We start from the raw sequence: 25,508 nt of genomic DNA, 5'->3' as shown, positions 1-25,508 counted from the left end.
GCGGCCGCCGGATGCACGGATGCTCGCACAAATGTTCACCGAATACCTACCACGTTCGCACCGCAGAAGGGAAAGCCGCGTGACCACTTCGATTCTCGTCATGGGAGACAGCTATCTGTCCGCCGACCAGATGCGCCGCACGCTCGACGGGTGGGGAGCGGGATTCCGTCTCCGGTACGAGGACATCGACGGCTCCGTTCGCCCGACGCTGCCCGGCCTTGCGGAGTACCAAGGGGATCCGATGGCGATCGCCGCGGCGATGGACGACGAGACAGTGCTCCTCGTGCACGCCGCTCCTGTCACCGCGGAGCTCCTCGACGCGCGCCCGCAGATCCGGCTCATCGCGTGCGCTCGCGGCAATCCGATCAATGTCGACCTGGCCGCGGCACGCGAGCGCGGGGTCGCGGTCATCAACACCCCGGCGAAGAACGCCGACTCCGTCGCCGACCTCACCCTCAGCGGCGTCAATCAGCTGATGCGTCGGCAGAACGAGGCATCGTCATGGCTGCGCGAGCGTGCTCTCGCCGGCGAGACGCATCTCGATTCGACGTTCTCCGGCGGCATGTGGATGGGCAGGGAGCCGCGCTCGGCAGTGCTCGGACTGATCGGCGTGGGAGCCATCGGACGCAAGGTCAGCGCACTCGCCACCGCCTTCGGCATGAGCGTGCAGGGGTACGACCCCTATGTGACGTCGGTGCCCCCGGGTATCGCCATGGTCGACCTCGATGAGCTGATCAGCACCAGCGACGTGGTCAGTCTCCACGCCAAGGCGACGGCCGAGAACCGGCACCTCGTCGACACGGGAAGGATCGCCCGCATGAAGCGGGGTGCCATCCTCGTGAACACGGCCCGCGAGAGCCTGCTCGACGAATCGGCCCTGCTCGATGCTCTGTGGTCCGGTCAGCTGGGCGGAGCGGTGCTGGACGTCTGCGAGCCGGACGGAGTCTGGCCGCAGCTGGTGCAGCTGCCGAACGTCATCCTGACACCGCACATCGGCGGAGCGACGGAGCAGGTGCAGGAACGCGGTCTGCGAATGCTGATGCAGGACATCGAGAGCTTCGCGTCCGGCGGAGTGCTCCAGCGCCGAGTCGCCTGAACGCGCGGATCACCACGAGGGAGTGCACCGATGGATCACGAGAAGCGTCGTAGCGCGACACTGCAGCGGCTGCGCGAAAAGCGGAGGATGAGGATCGCGAGTCCGGGGGAGGGGAGCCGTGCTCACGGTGACTCTGCCACCACCCTCGCTCCGGTTCCGCCCGAACTCGTCGCGGCGCTCGCCGAGGCGTGTGGCACGGTCGCCGCTCGTGCCTCGGATCGACTGTCGTCCGCACACGACGCCTCCCACTACCTGCTCACCCCGTTGGCGGTCGTGGCACCCAACGGAGCAGGCGAGGTGGCCGCGGTTCTCGCCGTCGCCGCGCGCGAGAGGGTGCCGGTCACCTTCCGCTCAGGTGGGACCAGCCTCAGCGGTCAGGCGGGTACCGCGGGCGTGCTGATCGACACGCGCCGCAACTTCCGCCGAATCGAGGTGCTGGACAGCGGAGAGCGGGTCAGAACGGGGCCCGGAGCCACTGTCCGCTCGGTCAACGCGCGATTGGCGCGTTATGGGCGGAAGCTCGGCCCCGACCCGGCGAGCGAGATCGCCTGCACGATCGGCGGGGTGATCGCCAACAACTCGAGCGGCATGGCGTGTGGGATCACGGCCAACACCTACCGGACGCTGGAGTCCGCGGTGCTCGTGCTGCCGAGCGGCACCCTGCTGGACACGGGTGCCATAGACGCGGACCAGCGCCTCCAGGCTGCGGAGCCCGACCTGTACGCAGGGCTGGAGCGCCTCCGCGATCGGGTTCGAGCGGACCCGGTTTCCGTGGCAACGATACGGCGGCTCTACTCGATCAAGAACACGATGGGGTACGGGCTCAACTCCTTCCTCGATCACGACCCTCCAGTCCGGATCCTCGAGCACCTGGTCGTCGGCAGTGAGGGCACACTCGCGTTCGTCGCCGAGGCGACCTTCCGGACGGTGCCGGTCAGGTCCGCGGTGGCGACGGGCCTCCTGTTCTTCCCCGACCTCGCCGCGGCGACCAAGGCGCTGCCCTCGCTCGTCGCCGCCGGGTTCGCGACGATCGAACTGCTCGACGCGGCGAGCCTCCGCGTCGCTCAGAGGGACCCCGACGCCACCGAGGAGCTGCGGGGGCTGTCCGTCGAGGATCACGCAGCGCTGCTCGTCGAGTTCCAGGAGGACTCGCAGGAGGCCCTCCGCGCGAAGGCGGAGCGGGCCCTCGAACTGTTCGCCGGTCTCGGGCTCATCGGCCCGGCGGATCTGAGCACCGATCCCGTGCGGCGCGCGCAGCTGTGGCACATCCGGAAAGGGCTCTACACCGCCGTCGCCGGGAACCGGCCGTCAGGCACGACGGCGCTGCTCGAGGACATCGCGGTGCCGGTGGAGCGTCTCTACGACACCTGCTCGCAGCTGATCCGCCTGTTCGAGCTGCACGGGTACGAGGAGAGCGTGATCTTCGGGCACGCGAAGGACGGCAACATCCATTTCATGCTCAACGAGCGCTTCGACCGGCCTGACGAGCTGGCCCGGTACGAAGCGTTCACGGAAGACATGGTCGCCTTGGTGCTCGCCCACGGTGGCACTCTCAAAGCCGAGCACGGCACAGGCCGGATCATGGCCCCGTTCGTGAGGCGGCAGTATGGCGACGAGCTGTACGCGGTGATGCGGGAGGTCAAGGCGCTCGTGGATCCGGGCGGCCTCCTCAGTCCGGGGGTTCTGCTCAACGAGGATCCGGACGCGCACGTCAGTGACCTGAAGACGACCCCCACCGTGGAGGAGGAGGTCGACCGCTGCGTCGAGTGCGGCTACTGCGAACCGGTATGCCCCAGCCGTGACTTGACCACGACGCCCCGGGAGCGGATCGTGCTGCGTCGGGAGATCGCGCGCGCGAGGGCTGCGGGCGATGTCGTGCTGCTTCGCGAGCTGCAGCAGCAGTACGAGTACGACGCCGTCGAGACGTGCGCAGTCGACGGGATGTGCCAGACCGCGTGCCCGGTGCTGATCAACACCGGCGATCTCGTCCGCAGGCTCAGAGCCGACGACACCAGCAGGGCGGAGCAGGCGGGATGGAAGACGGTCGCGAAGCACTGGGACGCCACGAGCCGGATCGGTGGCATCGCTCTCAGCGTGGCGAAGAGCGTGCCGGGTGCGTTGCCCGCGTTCGCGACGACGATCGGCCGGGCCCTGCTCGGTGACGAGACGGTTCCCCAGTATTCGGGCACGCTGCCCGGCGGCGGGCAGCGGAGGAAGCGGCTGGACGCACAGGCGCCGGAGGCCGTCTACTTCTCGAGCTGCACCACGACCATGTTCGGACCCGAGAGCGGCGCTGGAGTGAGCGAGTCATTCCTCCGCCTGTGCGAACGCGCGGGCGTCGAGCTGGCGACGCCTGACGACATCCCCTCGCTGTGCTGCGGTACGCCCTGGAAGTCGAAGGGTCTCACCGAGGGGTACGCCGAGATGAAGGGGCGCGTGGTCGCCTCCCTGCGGCGCGCGACGCTCGATGGCGCTCTCCCTGTGGTCTCCGACGCCTCGTCGTGCACGGAAGGCCTGCACATCCTGCTGAAGGCGGCAGGGGAGCCGGCGATACGCGTGATCGACGCCGTCGCGTTCGTGGACGAGATGGTCCTGCCGCGGCTGCCCGCCGGGGAGAAGGTGCGCTCGCTCGCCCTGCACCCCACGTGCTCGTCGACGAGGCTGGGGGTGAACCCCGCGCTCTCGCGGGTCGCCGCTGCAGCGGCCGACGAGGTGATCGTGCCGGACGATTGGGGGTGCTGCGCCTTCGCGGGAGATCGGGGGATGCTGCATCCGGAGCTGACCGCGTCCGCAACCGCACCGGAGTCGCGGGAGCTCGATGAGGTCGGAGCCTCGGCGTACGCGTCGCTCAATCGCACGTGCGAGCTCGGCATGACTCGCGCGACCGGGCAGCCGTACCGGCACGTGCTGGAGGTCCTCGACGACGTCACCTCGATCTGAGGCGTCGTCGCCTCTCCGCGGTGGGCTCCACCCGGCGGCGCACCTACTCTGAGGGGAGTCGGTCAGAGGGCCTGGGCGGCCGCGCGCTCAACCTCGATGCCGGCACGGTAGCGGTGGAGGAACGCGGCGAAGCCCGCCGCGTCGTCAGGGTCCGGCTCCACGGTGTCGAACTCGGCGTCCCGGAAGATCCGCTCCCGCAGGTAGGCGTCCAGCTCCAGACCTGGCGCCGCATCCAGGTACGAGGCGAGCACCGCGATGCCCCACGCGCCGCCCTCCGACGCCGACCGGCCCACCGTGACGGGGGCGTCGAGCGCACCGGCCAGGAAGCGCTGCGCCACCCCTGCTGTGCGGAACATGCCGCCGTGCGCGAACATCCGGTCGAGGGCGACGCCCTCGTCGGCGAGGACGCGCATGCCGATGATGAGGGTGCCGAAGACGCCGTAGAGCTGAGCGCGCATCACGTTCGCGAGGCTGAACCGGCTGTCCGGCGTGCGGACGAACAGCGGCCGTCCTTCCTGCAGCCCCACGATCGGCTCACCGGCGAGGTAGTTGTACGCCAGCAGGCCGCCCGCGTCGGCCTCCCCGGCCAGAGCCTCCGTGAACAGAGCCTCGTACACGGCGTCGGTGTCCGCGGGCTGACCCATGGCGTCCGCGAATCGCGAGAACATCCCGGCCCAGGCGGCGAGCTCGCTCGCGCCGTTGTTGCAGTGGACGAGGGCGACGGGGTCGCCGACCGGCGTGGTGATGACGTCGAGCTCGGGGTGCACCCGTGTCAACGGGCTCTCGAGCACGGTCATCGCGAAGATGCTCGTGCCCGCGCTCACGTTTCCGGTGCGAGGTGCCACCGCACAGGTGGCCACCATCCCCGTGCCGGCATCGCCTTCCGGAGGGCACAGAGCCGCTCCGGATCTGAGCCCGCCGGTCGGGTCGAGGAGGGCCGCGCCCGTCGGGCTCAGCTCACCGGCCGCGCTGCCCGCGACGAGCACATCCGGCAGCAGCTCGCGCAGCTTCATCCCCGGAACCCGCTCACCGGCCAGCTCGTCGAACCGACCCAGCAGCGTGCTGTCGTAGTCCTTGGTGACGGGGTCGATCGGGAACACGCCCGAGGCGTCCCCGACACCGAGCACGCTCCGACCGGTCAGCTTCCAGTGCACGTACCCGGCGAGCGAGGTGATGTGGCGCACCCGGGGCACATGGGGCTCCTCATCGAGGATCGCCTGGTAGAGGTGAGCGACGGACCAGCGCAACGGGATGTTGACGCCGAGGCGCTCGGTCAACTCCGCCGCGGCCGGTCCCGTGGTCGTGTTGCGCCACGTGCGAAAGGGAACGAGCAGCTCTCCGTCCCCGTCCAGGGCGAGGTAGCCGTGCATCATCGCCGACACCCCGATCGCGGCGAAAGTCTCGGGACGCACACCATGCCGCTGCTCAGCGTCCCGCGCCAGGTCCGCATATGCCGCCTGGAGGCCGGACCACACGTCCTCGAGCGTGTAGGTCCAGATGCGGCCGACGAACCGGTTCTCCCATTCGTGACTGCCGACCGCCAGCACCTGCGCGGACTCACCCGTGATCAGACATGCCTTGATGCGAGTCGACCCGAGTTCGATCCCCAGGTACGCGCGGCCAGCGATGATCGCCTCACGCTCACGCTCACGCTCACGCTCGGCGTGCTCCCGCTCGGCAGCGGCGTGGGCGGTGTCGGAACTCGTCATCGGGTCCTCCGGTTTGGAACAACTGCGCAGCCGCGGGGCCTGCGTCCTGACGCGTCGAGGTGTCGGATCGAATGCCCTCGCCGGGTCCGCTCGAATGCTATCGACAGGAGATGCGGGGCACGGCAGTTTCTGCAGCCCCGGCGGTGGCAGGGGCTGCAATCAGCCCCGTCTCCGTCCGGCTCCGCCAAATCCCTCGGGTGTGGCGGGGGAGGGAGGGGCGGTGGTGCGAGATGGAGGGAGTGGCGGGATGGAGCCACCGTGATGAGGCGTTGGCGACTTGGGTGGCGTGGTGCGCCAGCAGGTGCTCGCTTAAAGAAGGCCCGGTCATCCGGGCCTTTTCTGTTTCCGCTGTAGGCGCTCTCTCCCGCCTCGCTCCGCCAGAGCGCAGACAGGCCGTCGATGACCCTCGGCGATCGCCTCAGCCCGGGTGCCGCGCACTCAGCGGGGCGGCGCCGTCCGACAGCGCACCGGACGTGCTCACCGCCTCTTTGGATCGAGCGCGCGGCTTCGCGGCCGACGTCAGCAGCGTCGCCGCGGCGACGAGGACGAGGACGGCGACCATCGCCCCGCGCAGGGTGAAGTGCTCGCCGAGGAAGCCGAGCAGGGGCGGTCCGACGAGGAAGGCGACGTAGCCCGCAGTGGCGACCGCCGCGACGGAGGACGTGGGGTCGTCGCTGTCCGCGGCGGCGGACAGCGTGACCGGGAACCCCAGGGCGGCGCCGAGGCCCCAGAGGACGACGGCGCAGCCGGCGACGATCAGGTTGTCGGCGAAGACGACGATCGCGATCCCCGCAGCCGAGACCAGCGTGCTGACGCGCAGGACCGCGGCCTTCCCGAACCATGCGATCAGCGGCCCGCCGAGGAACCGTCCGACCGTCATCGCCGCCGCGAACCCGGTGAAGACGACGGTGCCGAGGGTCGCCGATGAGCCGTAGTCGTCGACCATCAGCAGGGGGAGCCAGTCCATGGCCGAGCCCTCGGCCAGGGCGAGGGCCAGGACGATGAGGCCCAGCATGATGACGCGCGGCTGGCGCCAGACGGAGTGCCATGGCCGCGGTCGGGACGACGCGGAGTCGCTCGCCGCCGGTCGCGCCACTCGGCCCGTGTCGGCGGGAACGAACCGGATCGCCGCGATCAGGAGGGCGGCGGCGAGGGCGGCGACGGCCGCGAGCTGCCAGACGACCGGGAAATCGATGGCGGTGAGGGCGATGCCCGCGACGGAGCCGAGAACCGTGCCGAGGCTGAAGCAGCCGTGCAGAGCCGGCAGCTCCGCTCTGCCCGAGATCTCCTCGAGGGCCGCCCCTTCGACGTTGAGCGCGATCTCGGAGACGCCGATGCCGAGCCCGACCAGGGCGAGGCCGAGGAAGACCCCGACCGCGCTGGACAGCTCAGCCGAGAAGCCAACCATCGCGACCCCGGACACGAAGGCGGAGCCGCCGACCGTCACCGTGAAGCGGACGCCGCGGCGGCGGACCACGGCGGCCGACGACAGCACGCCCGTCATGGACCCCACCGACAGCCCGAGCAGGACGAGGCCCATCTCGGCCGTCGACGCCTCCAGCAGGTCGCGCACGGCCGGGGTGCGGACCACCCACGAGGCCATCCCGATGCCGAAGACGAGCATGAACGCGAAGATCGCGAGGCGTCGCCGGAGGATGCGGGTGCCGGGGGAAGTCACACGTACGAACGTACAGTTCCGTGAACGCGCCGAAGATGACGTCGCCCGCGGTCGTATCCTGGCGCTGCACCGATGACGGGAGGCGGCGGGATGGAGCGATCCCGGATCGTTCTGCTCGGCTCGACGGGCTATACGGGGCGGCGAGTGCTGCGCGAGCTGCTGGCGCGAGGCGATCGTCCGACGCTCGTGGGGCGGAGCCCGGAGAGGATGACCGCCGTCGCGGCAGGCCTGCAGGCGGACCTGCCGGTCGTCGAGGCCGACGTCACCTCCGAGCCGGCCATGGGCCGCATCCTCGGCCCCGGCGACGTGGTCGTCTCGACCGTCGGTCCGTTCCTGAAGCTCGGAAGTGCCACAGTGACGGCGGCCGCCCGGGCCGGTGCCTCCTACTTCGACTCGACCGGCGAGGCGGCGTTCGTCCGCAAGGTGTTCGACCTCGGTCCGATGGCCGCCGAGCGAGGCGCCACCCTGGTGCCCGCATTCGGCTACGACTTCGTGCCGGGCAACCTCGCCGGGGCACTGGCGGTGGAGAAGGCCGGACCGCGAGCCCGCCGGGTGGAGGTGGGCTACTTCATGTCGCGGTCCGGGCGCGGCGATGAGCTGCACTACCGCGGCACTCTCCGCGATGCGATGACCCTGACGTCGGGCGGCACCCGCGCCACCGTGCTCGCGACGGCGTCCGAGCCGGCGCTCGCGTACCGCCCTCGCGTCCGTGGGGGTGTCGCGCAGCTGCATGAGGAGCCGGGCGCCATGCGCGTGCGCCGGTTCGAGTTCGCCGGCGTGACCCGGGCGGGGGTGTCCGTGGGCGGCTCCGAGCATCTCGGTCTGCCGGAGAGCTACCCGCAGCTGCAGGGAGTGGATGTCTTCCTGGGCTGGTTCGGTCGTTGGACCCGGCCGCTCCAGGTCGGCATCCGTCTCGCGGCGCCCGTCAGCCGAACGCGGGCGATGAAGACGCTGATGGGGCGCCTGTCCGAGCGGCTTCCCGGGGCGGACCGCGAGCCGGATCCCGGCGGGCGCTCGCTCGTCCTGGCCGTCGCACGCGACCTGGGCGGGCGGAAGCTCGCCACCGTCGCGCTGACCGGTCCGGATCCGTACTCGCTGACCGCGTCGCTGCTCGCCTGGGGCGCGTCGTACGCGGCCGCGCCGCCCGCACCCCTCCTGCCCGGTGCGCACGGCCCGGTCGCTGCCTTCGGCCTCGATGCCCTGCGGCGGGGCGCGGCCGACGCCGGCCTGGTCGAAGTCGACGAGCACTGAGGCTTCATGTTCTCGCGACACTCGCCGGACTCGTCGCGGATGCGACGGAGCTGCGCGGCCTGCCCCCCGTGCCTCTCGCCGGCGTCGCGGTGATACTGCTGGCCGTCGTCCTGCTGCGACGCCGCGCCTCCTGATGTCGCGGCGGGACGCCGGCAGCCGATGCAGTTCCGCGCCTACGGCTGGAGCAGCACCTTGATGGCACGGCGCTCGTCCATCGCCCGGTAGCCCTCGGCGGCCTGCTCGAGCGGAAGGGTGAGGTCGAACACCTTGCCGGGGTCGATCTCGCCGCGCATGATGAGGTCGATCAGCTCGGGGAGGAAGCGGCGGACGGGAGCGGGGCCGCCGTGCAGGTGCACCCCGGAGAAGAAGAGCTCCAGCCCGGGCAGCTCCACTTCATGCGAGACGCCCACGTAGCCGACGTGTCCGCCGGCGCGCGTCGCGCGGAGAGCCTGGGTCATCGCCTCCTGGGTGCCGACCGCCTCGATGGTGGAGTGCGCGCCGACCCCGCCGGTGAGCTCCTTGATCCGCGCCACTCCCTCGTCCCCGCGCTCCTCGACGATGTCCGTCGCGCCGAACTCGCGGGCGAGCGCCTGGCGGTCGGCGTGGCGGCTCATCGCGATGATGCGCTCGGCGCCCAGCTGCTTGGCGGCGAGGACGCCGAGGAGGCCGACCGCCCCGTCGCCGACGACGGCGACCGTCTTGCCCGGCCCGACCTCCGCCGCCACCGCAGCGAACCAGCCCGTGCCGAGCACATCCGAGGCGGCGAGCAGGCTCCGCTCCTGCTCCGGTGTGGGCGTGCCCTCGATGGCGACCAGCGTGCCGTCGGCGAGCGGGATGCGGCAGTACTCGGACTGCGACCCGGTTGCGGCGCCTGGCTGCGCGTGCACGCAGTGGCTCTGGTAGCCGGCCTTGCAGATCTCGCAGGTGTTGTCGGAGGCGAAGAACGATCCGACGACGAAGTCGCCGACCCTGATGTCCCTCACCTCGGCGCCGATGTCCTCGACCACGCCGACGTACTCGTGGCCCATCGGCACGGGCCAGGTGTCCTGGCCGACGCCGCGGTAGGGCCAGAGATCGGACCCGCAGATGCAGGCGGCGGTGAGGCGGATGATCGCGTCGGTCGGCTCGACGATTGTCGGCCGCTCGCGGTCCTCGACGCGGACGTCTCCGGGGGCGTGCATGAGAACTCCACGCATGGTGTTCCTTTCTTCCTGTTGGCTGGGCTTCTGTGCGGGTTCGGGGGCCGCTGGCGGTCAGTGGGCCCGGGCGGGCGAGGCCACGAGAGGACTGCGGGACCGTCCGTGTCGGCGCAGCAGGCCGAGCGCGGCGAAGGCCAGGACGGTCGACACGGTGGTGACGATGCCGAAGGGCAGCATGGTGGCTGCGCCGGCGACGCCGACCAGCGGGGCTGCGGCGCCGCCGAATGCGAAGCGCGCCATCCCAAGCACCGACGATGCGGTGCCGGCGATGTCGGCGTGGTGGGCGAGAGCGATCGTCGTCGTCGGGGGAGTGATCGCGGCGACGCCGGAGACCATGACGAGCAGCGACAGGATCACGGCGATCAGCGGCATCTGGACGAGTCCCGCGGCGAGGATGCCGAGCGACCCCGCGGCTACCAGGACGAGGCCGATCAGGAGGGTCCCGCGCAGGCTCCACCGCTCGGAGCTGCGCCCGGCGAGGTAGCCGAACATCATGAAACCGGCCGAGTTGAGGCCGAAGGCGAGAGCGTACTGCTGGGGTGAGAGCCCGTACACGTCCTGCAGCACGTAGGTGGCGCCGCTGAGGTAGGCGAAGAGTGCGGCGCCGGTGAAGCCCTGCACGAGCACGGCGGCCACGAACACCCGATCCGTCAGCAGCGCCCGGTAGTCCCGAGCTGTCTCGGCGAAGCCGCCGCCGGTGCGGCCGGACGCCGGAAGCGTCTCACCGAAGCCGAGGGCGATCGCGAGCAGGATCGCTGCCCCGATCCCGGCGAGGCACAGGAAGAGTCCGCGCCAGTCGGTGACCGTGGCCAGCTGTCCGCCGAGCAGCGGCCCGACGATGGCGGCCAGCCCGCCGAGCACCGTCGTGCGTCCGTAGAAGCGGATGAGCCGGCCGCCGGAGTAGAGGTCGCGACCCGCCGCCAGCGCGATGACCAGCCCGACCCCGCCCGCGACGCCCTGCACCAGCCGCGCCAGGACGAGCACCTCGACGCTCGGGCTGAGGGCGCAGAGGACGGAGGCGGCGACGTAGGCGACGACCCCGATCAGCAGGGGCGTCCGGCGGCCGAAACGGTCGGAGAGCGGACCGGCGAGCAGCTGACCGAGGGCGAGCCCGACGAGACAGGCCGTGACCGTCAGCTGCGCGAGCGACGTGGCCGCGCCGAGCTCGGCGGTGAGCGCGGGAAGCACGGGGAGGTAGAGGTCCATCGAGATGGGCCCGAACACGGTCAGCAGGAGCAGCAGGGCCGGAAGCGCCCGGCCGACGGGACGCGCGGCGGGCGCGGCGTCGGCGGACGGGGAAGCAGGTGTCGTGGAGGTCATCGCTCTACCAGGAGACGTCGGTGCGCCGAGGCGAGGGAGTCCCTGCCGAGGGGTGTACCGCCAGGGCACCCCAGGCGCCCGCACTCCGACCTACCCTGACGGGATGGACAACCGATCCGAGGTGCGCGACTTCCTCATGTCGCGACGGGCGCGGGTCAGCCCGGAGCTCGCCGGACTGCCCTCCGGCGTCTCCCGGCGAGTGCCGGGGCTGCGCCGCAGCGAGGTCGCCGCGCTGGCCGGTGTGAGCGTGGAGTACTACGCGAAGCTCGAGCGCGGATCCATCGCCGGAGCGTCGGGATCCGTGCTCGAGGCGATCTCCCGCGCGCTGCAGCTCGACGACACCGAGCGCGCCCATCTGTTCGACCTCGCGCGAGCCGCGGACGGCATCCCCGCCTCCGGCCGACCGCGCCGCCGGCCGACGAAGCAGAGCGTCTCCCGCCCGAGCCTCCGGTGGGCGATCGACGCGATCACCGACGGCATCGCCTTCGTCCGCAACCCGCAGCAGGACCTCCTGGCGGTCAACGCCCTCGGGCGTGCGTTCTACTCGCCCGTCCTCGGGAACGGCGGCCGGACCCCGAACCTGGCGCGCTTCCAATTCCTCGATCCCGCCTCCCGCGAGTTCTATCCGGACTGGGAGACCTTCGCCGAGATGTGCGTCGCGATCATGCGCGCGGAGGCAGGGCGGGACCCGCACGACCGCGGCCTGCAGGACCTCGTCGGCGAGCTCTCCACGCGGAGCGAGACCTTCCGCGCACTGTGGGGCGCGCACAACGTCCGCACCCACGGCACGGGCACCAAGCGCTTCACCCACCCGGTCGTCGGCGAGCTCGTCCTCGCCTACGAGGAGCTCGCCATCACCGCTGAGCCCGGGCTCGTGCTCATGGTCTACACCGCTGAGCCCGGCTCGCCCTCCGCCGAGCGCCTCCGGCTGCTCGCCTCCTGGGCGCGCACCGAGGAGCTGCGCGCCGAAGGGGAGACCGTCTGAGGGAGGGCAGCGGCCCCTCCGCCTCGCCCGCGATCCGGGCGATCATGCCGTTCGTCGGTGCGCAGGTGGGGCTGGTCGTGTCGGTCAAGCGAGTCCCACGGGATGAAGGGGGAGCAGGCCAACCGGTCAGGCGAGGCCCTCGACGCGGTGCAGGAGGTCGGCCAATTCCGTGAGCTCGCCGTCGGTCAGCGCTGCGAACCGGGGGAGGAGGCTCACGACCGCCTCGGACTCGAATCGCGCCACTTCGGCGGCCGCGTCCCGGGTCAGCGAGACGATCCGCGACCTCGCGTCCTCGGGATTCGCTGTCACCTCGACGAGGCCCTCCTCGCGCAGGCCGTCGAGCAGCTGGGTGACGGCTCCGGCGGTGATCCCGAGCAGCCTCGCCAGGCGACCCGGAGTGAGCGGCCCGGATCGATGGGCGAGCAGGAACAGGGTCTCGATCTGGGTGCCGGTCAGGCGGCGCGCGGCGAACGGTGCCCGCCGGTGCGAGGTGAGGGTCCGGCTCAGCAGGACCACGCCCTCGAGCACCCGGGCGATCTGCTCTCCGCGTGCTTCCTCGATGGCGCGGTCGCCCGCCATCAGTCGCTCACGAAGGGCAGCTGGTGCACGAAGGAGCGGTCCTCGATCTGGGTGAGGAGAAAGTCGGCGAGGTCGTCGCGGCTGATCCTGGTGCTCGCGTTCACCCCCGCCCAGCCGACCCGATAGCGTCCCCTGCCCGGCACCTCGACGAGTCGCGGGGCGCGGACCACCGTCCAGTCGAGCCCGCTGGACTGCAGCACCCGGAGGTGCTGCTCGGCATCGGCGAGGACATGTCCGGACAGGGCCTTGAGCAGCAGCCGCATGATCCGGTCGGGCAGCTTCGGCCGGTCCTGCGGGGCGCGCAGGCCTCCGCCGGAGAGGGTGACGAGGCGCCGCACACCGGAATGGCGCATGGCGGCGACGATGTTGCGGGTGCCGTCTGCCTGCAGCGTCGCCGGCGACCCCTTCACCTGGCCGAAGAGGCTGAGCACGGCGTCGGCGCCGGCGACGGTCTCCGCGACGGCCCGAGGATCGAGCACGTCCCCGCCGATCACGGTGAGTCGCGGGGATGCGACGTCCAGGTTGGCGGGGTCGCGCACGAGCGCGCGGACGTCGTGCCCAGCGCGAAGTGCGCGGTCGAGGACGCGTCGCCCCGTCTTGCCGGTGGCTCCGAAGAGGGCGATGGTGGTCACGCGGTCACTTTAGCCGCTAAAGGTTTGGGCCGACCGGGGCGACCGCTGACCGGCTCGCTGAGAGCAGCGCGAGAGAGCGATCAGGGCGGGCGTCGCGCCGGCCCGTCACGGGCTCGTCGTCGTCTCGCCCAGGAACCGCGTGATCGCGGCGGCGATCTCGGGAGCCAGGGTGTGGTGGAGGTAGTGGCCGCCGTCGAGGACGACGAGCTCGCCGTGCTCGAGGTCCTCCAGCTGCCGCTCGTGCAGCTCCCGCCAGCCCTCCTGGCTGCCCGTCCTCTTGATGAAGGAGAGCACCGGCAGGTCGGCCGGGAAAGTCAGCTCCTCGACGGCCGCGAAGTTCTGCTCGCCGTGGTTCGCCTCGTCGAGCACGGCGGGATTCGCCGAGTTCCAATTCGCCATCAGGCGCATCCGGTCGAGCTCGCCGTCGGTGAAGGCGGTGCCCTCGGGGTCGAAGAACGACGGCGCGACGAAGCTCGCGACCCGCAGCAGGCCGCTGGCCGGGAGCAGCCGGTTCAGGGGGCTGTCCTGGCCGGCGAGGCCGTTGATCTGGCCGGGGACCGAGGCGTCGATGCCGACGACGGCCGCCACCTCGTCCCTGTACCGGTTCGCGTAGTAGAGCTCGTAGATGCCGGCGATCGAGTGACCGACCAGGACATAGGGTGCGTCGACCCCGGATGCGGCCAGAGCCTCATGGAGCTCGCGGGTGATGTTGTCGATGGTGCGCGGCGGGGCCTCGGTGTCGCTGTAGCCGTAGCCGAAGCCCTCCACGACGACGATCCGGTAGCCGTCGAGCTCGCGGATCAGCGGCGCGAAGTCGAGGGCCGGCGCGGCCGTGGCGTAGCCGGTCAGGAGCACCAGGGTCTGGCCCTCCGCGCCCTGCCGGTGGACGTTGAGGTGCCCGTCGCCGACCGCGACGCGCTCACCGTAGGGCGGCGTGCTCGCGCGTTCGACGCCGGTGAGGACCGCGTTGGCGGCGGCCGAGACCAGGAGGAGCGCGAGTGCGGCGAGGGCTGCGATGCCGAGGGTGCGCAGCGGCCGCCGCCGGCGGGCGCGGGGGCCAGAGTTCATGGTTCCACTCTGCTGCGCTGCGCCGGCCTGCGAATCGGCCGAAAGGCTGATCGTCTTCTCGCGCCTCTTGCGCCGCGCGGTACCCAGGGTCACTATGTACCGGTAGTCAGTGACATTGAGTAGCGCGAGGAGGTGTGCGGTGGGCAAGCAGATGACGGAGATGCTCAAGGGCACGCTGGAGGGGCTGGTCCTCGCGATCCTGTCCGTCCGAGCGGCGTACGGGTACGAGATCACCGCCCGGCTGCGCGAACAGGGCTTCGCCGAGATCGCGGAGGGCACGGTGTACGCGCTGCTGGTGCGCATCGAGCAGCGCGGCCTCGTCGACGTGGAGAAGGTCCCGTCCGAGAAAGGGCCGCCCCGCAAGGTCTACTCCCTCAACGATCAGGGACGCGACTACCTCGAAGAGTTCTGGAGGACGTGGAGCTTCCTCGCAGAGCGACTGGAACAGCTCCGGGAAGAAGGCAAGTGACGATGTCCGGCATCTTCGAGAAGCTCATCGGCGACCTCGGCGACAAGAAGCAGTACCGGGAGTACAAGCAGCGGGTGAAGGCCCTGCCGGACGGCTACCGGCAGGCGGCAGCGGCGCTCGAGCGGTACCTGCTCCACCTCGGTCCGAGCGACGACGGCAAGAGCCTCATCGCCATGCTCAGCGACCTCGCCGACCTGCTCGAGCAGAGCGCGGCCGCGGGCGTGCCGGTCCGTGACGTCGTCGGCAGCGAGCCGGCGGACTTCGCCGACACATTCATGGAGAACTACGGCGGCGGCAGCTGGATCCGCAAGGAGAGAGCCCGGCTGTCCGACGCGATCGACCGAGCGAGCGGAGAGGAGCGGGAGCGATGACGACCCTGACCGCCCCCGCCCTCCGCGTGGCGGGGCTGGAGAAGTCATACAAGGAGCTGCAGGTGCTGCGCGGGGTGGACCTCGAGGTGGCGCCCGGCAGCATCCTCGCGCTGCTCGGCTCGAACGGAGCCGGCAAGACCACCGTCGTGAGAATCCTGTCGACGCTCCTCAAGGCCGACTCCGGGGAGGCGCGGGTGAACGGCTTCGACGTCGCCCGCGAGGCGGCGCAGGTGCGGCAGTCGATCAGCCTCACGGGGCAGTTCGCCGCGGTGGACGAGATCCTGACAGGACGCGAGAACCTCGTGCTCGTCGCCCGACTGCGGCATCTGAAGGATCCCGGTGCGATCGCGGACAACCTGCTGCAGCGGTTCTCCCTCACGGAGGCGGCGGCACGCAAGGTGTCCACGTACTCGGGCGGCATGCGCCGGCGCCTCGACATCGCGATGAGCCTCATCGGCGATCCGCCGGTGATCTTCCTCGACGAGCCGACCACCGGCCTCGACCCCCAGGGTCGGGTGGACGTGTGGCAGGCGATTCGGGAGCTCGCCGGCCGCGGCACGACCGTGCTGCTCACCACCCAGTACCTGGACGAGGCGGAGGCGCTCGCCGACCGGATCGCCATCCTCCACGAGGGGCGGATCATCGCGAACGGCACCCTCGCCGAGCTGAAGCAGCTCTTCCCGCCCGCCCGGGTCGAGTACGTCGAGAAGCGGCCGAGCCTCGAGGAGATCTTCCTCGCGATCGTCGGCGCGAAGGGAGAGTGAGAAGACAACCATGTCGACGCACGTCGTCAGCGACACCCGGGTCCTGCTCGGACGGTCGCTCAGCCACATCACCCGCAGCATGGACACGATCATCACCACGGCGGTGATGCCGATCGCCTTCCTGCTGCTCTTCGTCTACGTGTTCGGCGGGGCGATCCAGACCGGCACGGACTCGTACGTGAACTACCTGCTGCCCGGCATCCTGCTCATCACGATCGCCTCCGGCATCTCGTACACCGCCTACCGCCTCTTCCTCGACATGCAGAGCGGCATCTTCGAGCGGTTCTCGTCGATGCCGATCGCCCGCCAATCCGTGCTCTGGGCGCACGTGCTGACCTCGATCGTCGCGAACTTCACCTCGCTCGTCGTCGTCGTGCTCGTCGCCCTCCTGATGGGCTTCCGGTCAGGGGCGGGTGTGCTGGAGTGGCTCGCGGTGGCCGGGATCCTGTTCCTGTTCACCCTCGCGCTGACCTGGATCGCCGTGATCCCCGGGCTCTCGGCGAAGTCGGTCGACGGGGCGAGCGCGTTCTCCTACCCGCTCATCTTCCTGCCCTTTCTCAGCTCGGCGTTCGTGCCGACCGAGAGCATGCCGGGGCCGGTTCGCTGGTTCGCGGAGAACCAGCCCGTCACGTCCATCGTGAACGCCCTCCGCGACCTGCTCGCGGGGCAGCCGGTCGGCGCCGATCTCTGGACCGCCCTCGCCTGGTGCGTCGGCATCCTGGTCGTCGCCTACGCCTTCGCGATGGTCGTCTACCGGAAGAAGATCGCCTAGCGCGGTCTCGTGCGGCCCGGGCTCTTCGCTCGGGCCGCACCTCTGCTGATCGGCGCCACTACGGAGCGAGCCCGAAGCCCTGCAACCCCTCCCGCCCCGCGGTCAGGCCCGCCAGGATCGAGTCATGAGCATCCAGGACAACGGACCCAAGCCGAACGCCTTCGACATCGAGACCGCCACGGTGCAGAACGACAACTACCGGGCCGTCGCGTGGACCGGCAAGTTCCTGCAGGTCACGCTCATGAGCATCCCGCCGGGGGAGAGCATCGGGCTCGAGGCGCACCCGGGCACCGACCAGTTCCTCCGGGTCGACGCCGGGAAGGGCCGCTGCGTGATGGGCCCTGACAAGGACGACCTCGACTTCCAGCAGGACGTCACGGATGGCTGGTCCATCCAGGTCCCGGCGGGCACATGGCACGACGTGATCAACACGGGCGACGAGCCGCTGCGGCTCTACACGATCTACGCGCCGTCGCATCACGCGGCCGGCGCCGTCCAGCCGTCGAAGGAGGTCGCCGAGGAGGCGGAGGAGTCCGGCGCCGACGAGCCGCCGGAGTGGACATTCCAGCCCGAGAACAGCGAGCCCGACCAGCACGCCGGCTGACGGCCGTCCGCGTCCGACTCCGGAAGAGGCTGCGAGCGCCTACTCCGCGACGAGCTCGTAGACGTTGCCGTCGGGCCCGCGGAAGTGCTGCCAGGTCGGACCTGCCACGCCGAGCAACTCGATGCCCGCCGCCCGGAGCTCCTCGACGGCGGATGGGAGGTCGGCGACGGCGAAGCCCGCGACCGGCCCGGTTGTGAAGTGGTCGTGGTCCGGGGCGCGGGGGCCGAAGACCTCGACGTGGCTGCCGTCGGGAAGCTCGAACACCCAGAAGTCCGGCTCCGAGTGCACGAGCGGGAGGCCGAGGACCTCGCCGTAGAAGCGCGCGAGCTCCTCGGCCCTCTCCGTCCGCGTGCCCACCCAGCCGAGTCGTCTCACCTGCATGCCGGAACTCTGATCGCGGCCGCCCAACAAGCGCAAGAGGCCCCGCTCGGCGGACGGATGCCCGGTGCGTTGAAGGGGTCGCCGACGGCGTCGCGGCAGGTGGCTTCGGATGTGGATAACCGGCGTCTGACCAGGGATGAGTGTCGGTGGGTGGGGGCAGGATGCACCCATGGCAAGCCCGACCGCTACCCTCGCCGACGAGGCGATCGGGCTCGACCGCGCCCTCGTCGAGGCGGCGGTGTCGGGGGATGCGGGGCAGCTCCGGGAGCTGCTCGACGGGCTGGGTGATACGGCACTGATCGAGCTGGTCCGCAGCTCGGGCCGGCTGGCGAACCTGGCGGATGCGATCGGCTCGGCGGCCGCCGGTGAGTTCGCCGGCCGGTCCACGCGCGGCGACGAGGAGTCGCTGGCGAAGCGGCTGGGGGAGCGCAGCGCACCCCTCGCCGTGGCGGCCCTGGGGCGGGTGTCGGTGCGGCGGGCGGTGGAGTGGGTCGCCGTCGGCCAGGCTCTCGGGGTGCGCCGCTCCCTGGTCGGAGAGCGGCTGCCGGACGCCCACCCGGAGGTCGCCGCGGCTCTGGACTCCGGGGCGATCGGCGCCGAAGCGGCCGACCTGATCGTCGACACCCTGAAGACGATCGCGCCGAAGCGCGACGCTGACCAGCTCGCCGGGGACGAGGCCTTCCTCGTGCAGAGCGCGCTGGTGCAGACGACGCAGGGACTCGGCCGGATCTGCAAGAGCTACATCGCCCACGCCGACCCGGACGGGGTCGCGGCGCGGGAGGCCGATCTGGTGGCCAAGGCCGGCACGAAGGTCATCCAGCGGCGCAGCGGCATGGTGGCGATCCTCACCGAGGCGGACCCGGAGTCGGCCGGCTACCTCCTCACCGCCATCAACGCCCGCACCGCCCCGAAGCGGGAGGTCCGGTTCCGCACCGACGAGGAGGAGCAGGACGACGCCGTGCTCGGCGACGACCGCAGCCTCGCGCGGCGCCGCCTCGATGCGCTGGTCTCCATCGCCCGCGACGCGATCAAGCGCGACGACGGCGTCGTCGGCGGCATCTCGGCGAAGGTCATCGTGACCATCGATCACGAGGCGCTCCTCACGGGCATCGGCTCCGCCACGATCGCCGGCGTCGACCAGCCCATCTCGGCAGCCGCCGCCCGGCGGATCGCCTGCGACGCGCTGATCCTGCCCGCCGTGCTCGGCGGGAAGTCCCAGGTCCTCGACTTCGGTGAGGGCCGGCGGCTGCACAGCGAGAACCAGCGGCTGGCGCTGGTGGCCCAGTACGGCGGCTGCGGCTGGGGCACGTGCCTCGAACCGCCCGGTCGATGCGAGGCCGCGCACGTGAAGGGCTGGCATCAGGGCATCGGCAACGCGCGGGGCCCGACCGCCGTCGCCAACGGGATCCTGCTGTGTGCCTACCACCACCGCCGGTTCGACAACGACGGCTGGGAGTTGCAATACCTCGACGGCGTCCCGCACCTGATTCCGCCGCCGTGGGTCGACCCCCTCCGGTCTCCGCGGCGCTGCAGAACGGCGCTGCCGCCCGCCTGATCGGCGCCGCGGCGCCGCCGCGCGGTCGTTGCCGAGGGGTCAGCGGTCCGGCTCGGGGTCACCCGACAGGTCGGGTGTCGGCGCCGGTGCGTCATCGGGCACGAGGTCCCCGCCGCCCGACGCCGCATCGGCCGGCGCGTTCTGCCGGCGGCTGAGGAAGAGGAACGGGAGCGCGATCGCGCTGATGGCGCCGCTCGCGACCAGGGAGAAGGGGTAGCCCGAGACGTCGGCGGCGCGGCCGAGCGCCGGCTGGATGGCGACGCCGCCGACGTTGCCCATCAGCGAGTCGAACGAGAGCACCGTCGCGCGCTGCCGCGACGGGATGAGGTCGTTGATGTACGCCTGCCGCACCGGTCCCTCCAGGGCGGAGGCGACGCCCCAGGCGGTGAGCAGGGCGAGAGCGACCCAGAAGTTCCGGGTGACGCCGAGGCTGAGCAGGAGGATCATCCCGGCGGCGGCCGACAGCAGGATCGTCGTCGTGCGCTTGCGGAAGAGGCGCCGCACGCGCGGGGCGAGGTAGCCGCCGAGGATCTGCGACCCGGCGACGATCGCCGCGGCGAGGCCGGCGATCGAGTACGCCTCCTCGTCGCCCCAGAGCTCGAGCAGGTACGGCTGCAGCGCGTAGAAGACGTAGATGCCGACCCCGGCCGTGAACGGGGCGGCGAGCATCAGGTAGCGGACCGGAGGATAGCCGAGTCCGTAGCGCAGGGAGGACCGGAACAGCGTCCGCACCGCCTGCCCCGGCCCCTCCGAGCGGTCGGGGGTGAAGCCGACGTCGCGCATGACGAGGAAGGCGATCGCGAACATCGCGAGGAGCACTCCGGCGCGCAGCAGGAACGGGACACCGAGATCCGTCGCCTGCGCGACCACGCCGCCCGCGACCGAGCCGAGCAGCATCGCGATCCCGGACACCACCACGCCGCGGGCGAACACCGGCTCGAGCGCTCCCTCGTACCCGGACGCGCGCAGCGCGTCGACGAGCCAGGCCTCGACCGCGCCCGAGAAGAAGGTGAAGCCGAGCCCGAGCAGCACCGAGACGACCGCCCACGCCCAGAAGGGCGCTTGCCACAGCCACATGAGCCAGTAGAGGACGGTGCTTCCGGCGAGCGTCAGCGTGCCGAGGAGGTAGGAGGCGCGGCGGCCCACGGTGTCCGCGACCGCGCCGGTCGGGACCTCGAAGATCACCATCCCGGCCGTGAAGAACGCGTTCGCCGCGAACGCCTCCAGATTGCTGAGACCCGCGTCGAGCAGGAAGAGCGTGTTGATGCCCCAGATGAACGACGCCGCGAGCGTGTTCCCGAGCAGCAGCGCCAGGTAGATCCGCTGGATCCGCCGTGCCGCCGGGAGGGCGGCGATCGCGCTCACGGAGTCCCACCTGCCATCGCCCGACCCCTCTCTTCCGGATGCCGATGCTAGACCCGGATCAGGAGGCGGGCCAGGCACGCGGACGGGGGCGCCCCGTCCGCCCGCAATGCCCACCGTGAGTCGGTGCGATGCGGTTGGATCGGGAGCGTGAGCGGGGCAGGGGTGCAGCCGGACGGAGGGCCGCTCGACGCTTCCACTCCCTCCGTGGAGCTGCAGGTCGACGAGGGCATGCTCATCGTCGCGAGCGCCCTGCGCCTCGCCATGAAGAACCTCCTCGTCGTGCGCGCCCTGCGCGACCGGGTCGACTACGACGAGGGGGCGCTCGTCGCCGCGCTGAAGACGGAGATCGGGGAGCTCATCGCGGAGAAGGAGGAGGAGTCGGCGCGGCTCGAGAAGGTCCTGCACCGCGCCCGCCGCCGCAAGGGCTGGGCGAGCTGGCACGACGACTACCGCCAGCAGGACGTGCCGGTGCTCGAGCTCCGGGCCGAGATCACGCGGCGGCTGCTCGACCGGCTGCGGACCCTCATCGACGATCCGGCGTTCCTGCGCGACGAGCTCGCCGGGGCGCGCGACGCGGCCCTCGACGACATCGTCGGCGCGCGGCTCGCGCCCTCCACGCCGGCCGCGATGGACCCGCAGTACCCGGAGCAGCGGGAACGCCGCCTCGAGCTCCTCCGCCGCGACCTCGATCAGCTGCGTCTGCGCACCTGGTAGGGCGGAGGCGCGCCGCTCCGGCAGACTGATGCCGTGACTGAGCGCCGCCTGATGCTGCTGGATACGGCGGCCCTGTACTTCCGCGCCTTCTACGGCCTCCCCGACAGCCTCAAGGCACCCGACGGCACCACCGTCAACGCCGTGCGCGGGCTGCTCGACATGATCGCGCGGCTGGTCGCGGACTTCCGGCCCACCGAGCTGATCGCCTGCTGGGACGACGACTGGCGTCCGCAGTGGCGGGTCGACCTGCTGCCCACCTACAAGGCGCACCGGGTGGCGGAGGAGGTCGAGGCCGGGTCCGACATCGAGGTGGTGCCCGACACCCTCACCCCCCAGGTGCCGATCATCGTCGAGACGCTCACCGCGCTCGGCATCCCCATCGTCGGGAAGGCCGGCTACGAGGCGGACGACATCATCGGCACCCTCGCCGTGACCGCCACCATCCCGGTCGACGTGGTGACCGGCGACCGCGACCTCTTCCAGGTGGTCGACGACGCCCGCGGCGTCCGAGTCATCTACACCGCGCGCGGGATGAGCAAGCTCGAGATCGTGACCGATGAAGTGGTCCGCGCCAAGTACGGGGTCGCGGCGGCGCAGTACGCCGACTTCGCGACCATGCGCGGCGACGCGAGCGACGGCCTGCCCGGCGTCGCGGGCATCGGCGAGAAGACGGCCGCGTCCCTGCTCGCCGAGTTCGGCGACCTCGACGGGATCCGCGCGGCCGCCTCGGAGAACAGGATCCGGCTGTCGGCATCGCTGAAGGCCAAGATCCGAGCCGCGGAGGACTACCTCGAGCGGGCACCGGCGGTCGTCGCGGTCGCGCGGGACCTCGACCTGCCCGAGGTGGACGCCCGGATCGGGATCCCGGAGGGCGGCCACGAGGAGATCACGCGGCTCGGCAGCCGGTGGGGGCTCGGGGAGTCGGTCTCCCGCGTCGTCGCGTCCCTGGATGGCGCAGCCGAGGCCGCCCGCTGACCGTAGCCTGACGAGGTGACCGACCTCGCGGCCCTCGGCCCCACCCTCCTCGGGATCGGGCTGCTGATGGCGGTCACCGTGCTCGTCCTCACGGCGGCCGGCGCTCCCGCCCGCTTCGCCCCCGCCCTCGCGACCGGTGCCATCGACCTCAGTCCCCGCTACGCTCTCGCCCTCGGCGGCATCGTGATCGGCAATGCGATGACGATCGCGACCCTCGCCGGGCGCCGGTTCGCCCAGGCGACCGGCGAGCAGTGGGAGCAGGTCGAGGGCTGGCTGGCGCTCGGCGCCACCCCTCGCCGGGCGACGCGCGACCTCGCCCGTCGCGCGATCACGGCGGCGCTCATCCCGTCCACGGATCAGACGAAGACGACGGGACTCGTCACGCTGCCCGGCGCGTTCGTCGGCGCGATCTTCGGCGGCATCTCCCCGCTCGAGGCGGGGCGGTTCCAGATCGTGGTGCTCGCCGCCATCATGGCGGCCGGTGCCGTCACCGCGGCGCTCGTGGTGCGCGGGCTCGCCGACGTGCGCGTCCGGCCGGCACCCGTCGACTGAGGCGAGGCCGCGAGCGGCAGCCGCGGAGGAGGGACGGGGACCGGGGACGACGGCGGCCCGGCGTCCTGCTCGAGGCAGGAGGCCGGGCCGCGGAAGGGGGGAGGGTCAGCGGGTGCGCAGCACCGCGGCCGTGCCGTCCGTCCAGGTGTTGCCGGACATCGCGACCGAGGCCTTCGTGCTGTAGACCGCGCAGTTCTTGATGCTGGCGTTGCGGCCGAAGACGTTGTTCGTGACCTTCATGCCGGTGACGGAGCCCGAGCTGGTCACGTGCGAGATGCACTTGCCGTTGTCCAGCTTGTTGTTCGCCACGGTGAGGTTCGAGACCGGGCCGCGGTCGGTGTTCACCATGAGGGCCGCGTTCACCGCGTCCGTCATGGTGTTGCCGGTGATCGAGATGTTGCTGCCGGCGACGATCTGGATGTTGTCGTCGTGCGAGCCGTCAGAGTGGTAGGGGTCGTTCGTGTAGTGGACGGTGCCGTGCAGCCAGGAGTCCTTCACGACGACGTTGCTGCCGGCGATGTGCACCTGGTCCACCGTGTTGTGGATGTTCACGCGGTGGAGCTCGAAGTTCCAGCCCATGATGCCGTTGACCGTGTAGTTGGGCTTCGTGGCGGTGATCGTGGTGTCGTAGATCTTGAGGCCGGCCTTGCCGGACATGGCGTCGACGAGGCCGTACTTGCCGCCCGCGTCGGTGCCGCGGATGATCGAGTTCTTGATGGTCACGTTCTCGGCCTTGACGATGACGCGGCCGTGGATGTCCTTGCCGTCGATGACCGTGCCGGCCTTGGTGATCGTCTGGTCGCCGTAGACGACGGCCTTCGAGCCGGCGGGAGCGCCGACCGACCCGGCCGGGGTGAGGCTCGTGACGGCGCCGGCGGCACTCGCCCCGGAGACCGCGAGGGTGGTCGCGACGACGCCGGCGGCGCCGACGGCGGCGATGGCGCGAAGCGCTCGCATCGGACGGGAGGCGGGGTACTTCTTCGGCAAAGCGATCTCGTTTCTCAGGTTGGTCGGAGCAAACGAGGAACGACCCTAGGCGAGGCCGTGAGCCGGCGTGGGAGCGCGCCCCCGGCCGAAACCGGTCGCCCGACCGGATTTGAGAAGGTCCGCAGCAGGGGCCAGAAGGCCCTTGACATCAGGGTTTCTTCAGGTATTGGGCGGTGGCTCTCCGAAGCTCAGGAGCGTCGCTCGAACGTCGAGTAATTGGGGCGCCACGCGCCCCCGTTATCAAGTCGTTATGCCCCCGCGAGAGGTGGTCCGACCGGTCTACCGGGGTACGGCCTTATCGCGTCCGGAGAAGGGCCACCACGCCGTCGGCGTAGGTGTTGCCGGACATGCTCACCGGGCTCACCGGGCTGTACACGGCGCAGCGCTTCACCGAGGCGTTGAGGCCGAACACGTTGTCGTTGACCGTGAGGCCCCGGACGGTGCCCTTGCTGGTGACGTTGACGATGCAGTCGCCGTGGTCGAGCCGGTTGCCGACGATGGTGACGTTCGACGTGGCGCCGCTGTCCTGGTTGACCATGATCGCGGTGTTCTTCGCGCCCTCGAGCACATTGCCGCTGATGAGGATGTTGCTGCCGGCGACGATCTGGATGTTGTCGTCGTGGGAGCCGTCCGAGTGGTACGGGTCGTAGTCGTAGTGCACGGTGTCGTGCAGCCAGGAGTCGGCGACCACGACGTTGCTGCCCGTCACGTGCACCTGGTCCACCGTGTTGTGCATGTCGACCCGGTGCAGCTCGAAGTTGTAGCCCATGATCCCGTTGACCGTGTAGTTCGGCGTGGTCGCGACGATCTCCGTGTCGTAGATCTTGAGGCCGGGCTTGCCGGCGAGGGCGTCGATGAGGCCGTACTTGCCGCCGGCGTCGGTGCCGCGGATGACCGAGTTCCGGATGGTCACGTTCTCGGCCTTGACGATGACGCGGCCCCGGATGTCGAGCCCGTCGAGGACGGTGCCCGCGGCGGTGATCGTCTGGTCGCCGTAGACGACGCGGAGCTTCACGCCGGCGGGGACGCCGGTGGTGTCGGGGCCGGGGATCGTCGTGCCGGCGCCCGGGGTGCCCGTGCCCGGGCCGGCGGGGTCGACCGGCGTACCGGTTCCGTCGTCGTAGACGGGGCGCGTGTTCGGGTCGGGGAGGTCGGCCGGCCCGCAGGAGTAGCCCAGCTCGCCGGACGGGATCGCCTCCTCGTCCGCGGCGCAGGAGAGGCCGTCGGGGACGGGATAGTCGAGCGCGTCGATCGGGGCGGCGGTGGCGGTGGGCGCGGAGGCGGTCGTCGCCGTGCCGGCCGACGTGTCGGCTGTCGGCGCCGGCGCGGGAGCCGGGGTCACCGTGTACGCGTCTCGCACGATCGGCGGGGGGGAGACCTCGGTGGTCACCGTCTGCGGCGTCGTGAGCGCGCTCACGGTGGCGGCGGCCTCGGGTGCGGGGCCGGCGGGCCAGAGCACGCTGACGGCGAGGATGGCGGTGACGAGCGTCGCCGCGGCTCCGCCGGTCAGCGCCGAGGCGTGCAGCCTGTGGTCCATCGTTC

At 71.2% G+C, this 25,508-nt stretch carries 23 protein-coding genes and 1 pseudogene; 13 read left to right on the top strand and 11 right to left on the bottom strand.

Features of this window, described 5'->3' with window-relative positions; genetic code table 11:
• The first annotated feature begins 79 nt into the window (after positions 1-79).
• The gene (locus J3P36_RS06330; protein ID WP_210506352.1) at positions 80-1,096 is read left to right on the top strand and encodes an NAD(P)-dependent oxidoreductase; all 1,017 of its coding nucleotides are present in this window, start codon (positions 80-82) and stop codon (positions 1,094-1,096) included.
• An 87-nt stretch (positions 1,097-1,183) separates the two neighbouring features.
• Positions 1,184-4,036, top strand: coding sequence for an FAD-binding and (Fe-S)-binding domain-containing protein (locus J3P36_RS06325; RefSeq protein WP_210506351.1), 2,853 nt, complete (start codon positions 1,184-1,186; stop codon positions 4,034-4,036).
• Between the two features lie 62 nt (positions 4,037-4,098).
• On the opposite strand, the gene J3P36_RS06320 is transcribed toward J3P36_RS06325, so the two are convergent.
• Together J3P36_RS06320 and J3P36_RS06315 are read right to left on the bottom strand one after the other, a co-directional pair.
• Complete coding sequence (locus J3P36_RS06320) at positions 4,099-5,745, bottom strand: xylulokinase (RefSeq protein WP_210506350.1); 1,647 nt, start codon at positions 5,743-5,745, stop codon at positions 4,099-4,101.
• Positions 5,746-6,163: 418 nt separating this feature from the next.
• Positions 6,164-7,423: an MFS transporter gene (locus J3P36_RS06315; RefSeq protein ID WP_307806969.1), complete on the bottom strand. Its 1,260-nt coding sequence runs from the start codon at positions 7,421-7,423 to the stop codon at positions 6,164-6,166.
• 90 nt (positions 7,424-7,513) lie between these two features.
• On the opposite strand from J3P36_RS06315, the gene J3P36_RS06310 reads away from it, so the two are divergent.
• On the top strand, positions 7,514-8,674 hold the full coding sequence (locus J3P36_RS06310) for a saccharopine dehydrogenase NADP-binding domain-containing protein (protein ID WP_210506349.1): 1,161 nt from the start codon (positions 7,514-7,516) through the stop codon (positions 8,672-8,674).
• A gap of 173 nt (positions 8,675-8,847) precedes the next feature.
• On the opposite strand, the gene J3P36_RS06305 is transcribed toward J3P36_RS06310, so the two are convergent.
• Together J3P36_RS06305 and J3P36_RS06300 are read right to left on the bottom strand one after the other, a co-directional pair.
• On the bottom strand, positions 8,848-9,870 hold the full coding sequence (locus J3P36_RS06305; RefSeq protein WP_210506348.1) for a zinc-dependent alcohol dehydrogenase family protein: 1,023 nt from the start codon (positions 9,868-9,870) through the stop codon (positions 8,848-8,850).
• A gap of 57 nt (positions 9,871-9,927) precedes the next feature.
• Positions 9,928-11,193, bottom strand: coding sequence for a multidrug effflux MFS transporter (locus J3P36_RS06300; protein ID WP_210506347.1), 1,266 nt, complete (start codon positions 11,191-11,193; stop codon positions 9,928-9,930).
• A gap of 103 nt (positions 11,194-11,296) precedes the next feature.
• Here J3P36_RS06300 and J3P36_RS06295 point away from each other — a divergent pair, with 103 nt between their 5' ends.
• Entirely contained in the window at positions 11,297-12,178 is an 882-nt protein-coding gene (locus J3P36_RS06295) for a helix-turn-helix transcriptional regulator (protein WP_210506346.1), read from the top strand.
• Positions 12,179-12,304: 126 nt separating this feature from the next.
• Here J3P36_RS06295 and J3P36_RS06290 read toward each other — a convergent pair whose 3' ends face one another.
• The 3 genes from J3P36_RS06290 to J3P36_RS06280 all read right to left on the bottom strand — a co-directional run bounded on the left by J3P36_RS06290 (position 12,305) and on the right by J3P36_RS06280 (position 14,457).
• Entirely contained in the window at positions 12,305-12,757 is a 453-nt protein-coding gene (locus tag J3P36_RS06290) for a MarR family winged helix-turn-helix transcriptional regulator (RefSeq protein ID WP_210506345.1), read from the bottom strand.
• Entirely contained in the window at positions 12,757-13,389 is a 633-nt protein-coding gene (locus J3P36_RS06285) for an NAD(P)-dependent oxidoreductase (protein ID WP_210506344.1), read from the bottom strand. Before J3P36_RS06285 ends, J3P36_RS06290 begins: the two co-directional genes overlap by 1 nt.
• A 105-nt stretch (positions 13,390-13,494) precedes the next feature.
• The gene (locus J3P36_RS06280) at positions 13,495-14,457 is read right to left on the bottom strand and encodes an alpha/beta fold hydrolase (RefSeq protein ID WP_210506343.1); all 963 of its coding nucleotides are present in this window, start codon (positions 14,455-14,457) and stop codon (positions 13,495-13,497) included.
• A 139-nt stretch (positions 14,458-14,596) separates the two neighbouring features.
• Here J3P36_RS06280 and J3P36_RS06275 point away from each other — a divergent pair, with 139 nt between their 5' ends.
• The 5 genes from J3P36_RS06275 (at position 14,597) to J3P36_RS06255 (ending at position 17,437) form a co-directional block, all read left to right on the top strand.
• Positions 14,597-14,926, top strand: a complete 330-nt coding sequence (locus J3P36_RS06275; RefSeq protein WP_210506342.1) for a PadR family transcriptional regulator — start codon at positions 14,597-14,599, stop codon at positions 14,924-14,926.
• A gap of 2 nt (positions 14,927-14,928) precedes the next feature.
• Complete coding sequence (locus J3P36_RS06270) at positions 14,929-15,297, top strand: DUF1048 domain-containing protein (RefSeq protein ID WP_210506687.1); 369 nt, start codon at positions 14,929-14,931, stop codon at positions 15,295-15,297.
• Positions 15,294-16,061 (top strand): ABC transporter ATP-binding protein, encoded by a 768-nt coding sequence (locus J3P36_RS06265; RefSeq protein ID WP_210506341.1) that lies wholly within the window; start codon positions 15,294-15,296, stop codon positions 16,059-16,061. The genes J3P36_RS06270 and J3P36_RS06265 overlap by 4 nt, the downstream gene beginning before the upstream one ends.
• Positions 16,062-16,071: 10 nt before the next feature.
• Positions 16,072-16,833, top strand: a complete 762-nt coding sequence (locus J3P36_RS06260; RefSeq protein ID WP_210506340.1) for an ABC transporter permease — start codon at positions 16,072-16,074, stop codon at positions 16,831-16,833.
• A gap of 124 nt (positions 16,834-16,957) precedes the next feature.
• On the top strand, positions 16,958-17,437 hold the full coding sequence (locus J3P36_RS06255) for a cupin domain-containing protein (protein ID WP_210506339.1): 480 nt from the start codon (positions 16,958-16,960) through the stop codon (positions 17,435-17,437).
• A 39-nt stretch (positions 17,438-17,476) separates the two neighbouring features.
• Here the strand turns inward: J3P36_RS06255 and J3P36_RS06250 are convergent, their stop codons facing one another.
• Positions 17,477-17,818, bottom strand: coding sequence for a VOC family protein (locus tag J3P36_RS06250; protein WP_210506338.1), 342 nt, complete (start codon positions 17,816-17,818; stop codon positions 17,477-17,479).
• 169 nt (positions 17,819-17,987) lie between these two features.
• Here J3P36_RS06250 and J3P36_RS06245 point away from each other — a divergent pair, with 169 nt between their 5' ends.
• A complete protein-coding gene (locus J3P36_RS06245; protein ID WP_210506337.1) occupies positions 17,988-19,373 on the top strand; it encodes a DUF222 domain-containing protein in 1,386 nt (461 codons plus the stop codon).
• A gap of 39 nt (positions 19,374-19,412) precedes the next feature.
• Here J3P36_RS06245 and J3P36_RS06240 read toward each other — a convergent pair whose 3' ends face one another.
• A complete protein-coding gene (locus tag J3P36_RS06240) occupies positions 19,413-20,738 on the bottom strand; it encodes an MFS transporter (protein ID WP_210506336.1) in 1,326 nt (441 codons plus the stop codon).
• Positions 20,739-20,942: 204 nt separating this feature from the next.
• On the opposite strand from J3P36_RS06240, the gene J3P36_RS06235 reads away from it, so the two are divergent.
• The 3 genes and pseudogenes from J3P36_RS06235 to J3P36_RS06225 form a co-directional block, all read left to right on the top strand.
• Complete coding sequence (locus J3P36_RS06235) at positions 20,943-21,452, top strand: hypothetical protein (RefSeq protein WP_210506335.1); 510 nt, start codon at positions 20,943-20,945, stop codon at positions 21,450-21,452.
• A 51-nt stretch (positions 21,453-21,503) separates the two neighbouring features.
• Complete coding sequence (locus J3P36_RS06230) at positions 21,504-22,427, top strand: 5'-3' exonuclease (protein WP_210506685.1); 924 nt, start codon at positions 21,504-21,506, stop codon at positions 22,425-22,427.
• 126 nt (positions 22,428-22,553) lie between these two features.
• Positions 22,554-22,979: pseudogene (locus J3P36_RS06225) on the top strand (ABC transporter permease); the annotation flags it as partial.
• A gap of 105 nt (positions 22,980-23,084) precedes the next feature.
• Here the strand turns inward: J3P36_RS06225 and J3P36_RS06220 are convergent.
• Both J3P36_RS06220 and J3P36_RS06215 read right to left on the bottom strand, forming a co-directional pair.
• On the bottom strand, positions 23,085-23,966 hold the full coding sequence (locus J3P36_RS06220; protein ID WP_210506334.1) for a hypothetical protein: 882 nt from the start codon (positions 23,964-23,966) through the stop codon (positions 23,085-23,087).
• Between the two features lie 295 nt (positions 23,967-24,261).
• Complete coding sequence (locus tag J3P36_RS06215; RefSeq protein ID WP_210506333.1) at positions 24,262-25,503, bottom strand: hypothetical protein; 1,242 nt, start codon at positions 25,501-25,503, stop codon at positions 24,262-24,264.
• Positions 25,504-25,508 lie beyond the last annotated feature (5 nt).

This window comes from Naasia sp. SYSU D00057 (assembly GCF_017916505.1).
Classification (GTDB): Bacteria; Actinomycetota; Actinomycetes; order Actinomycetales; family Microbacteriaceae; genus Naasia.
This window is presented reverse-complemented; position numbering and strand designations above follow the sequence as displayed.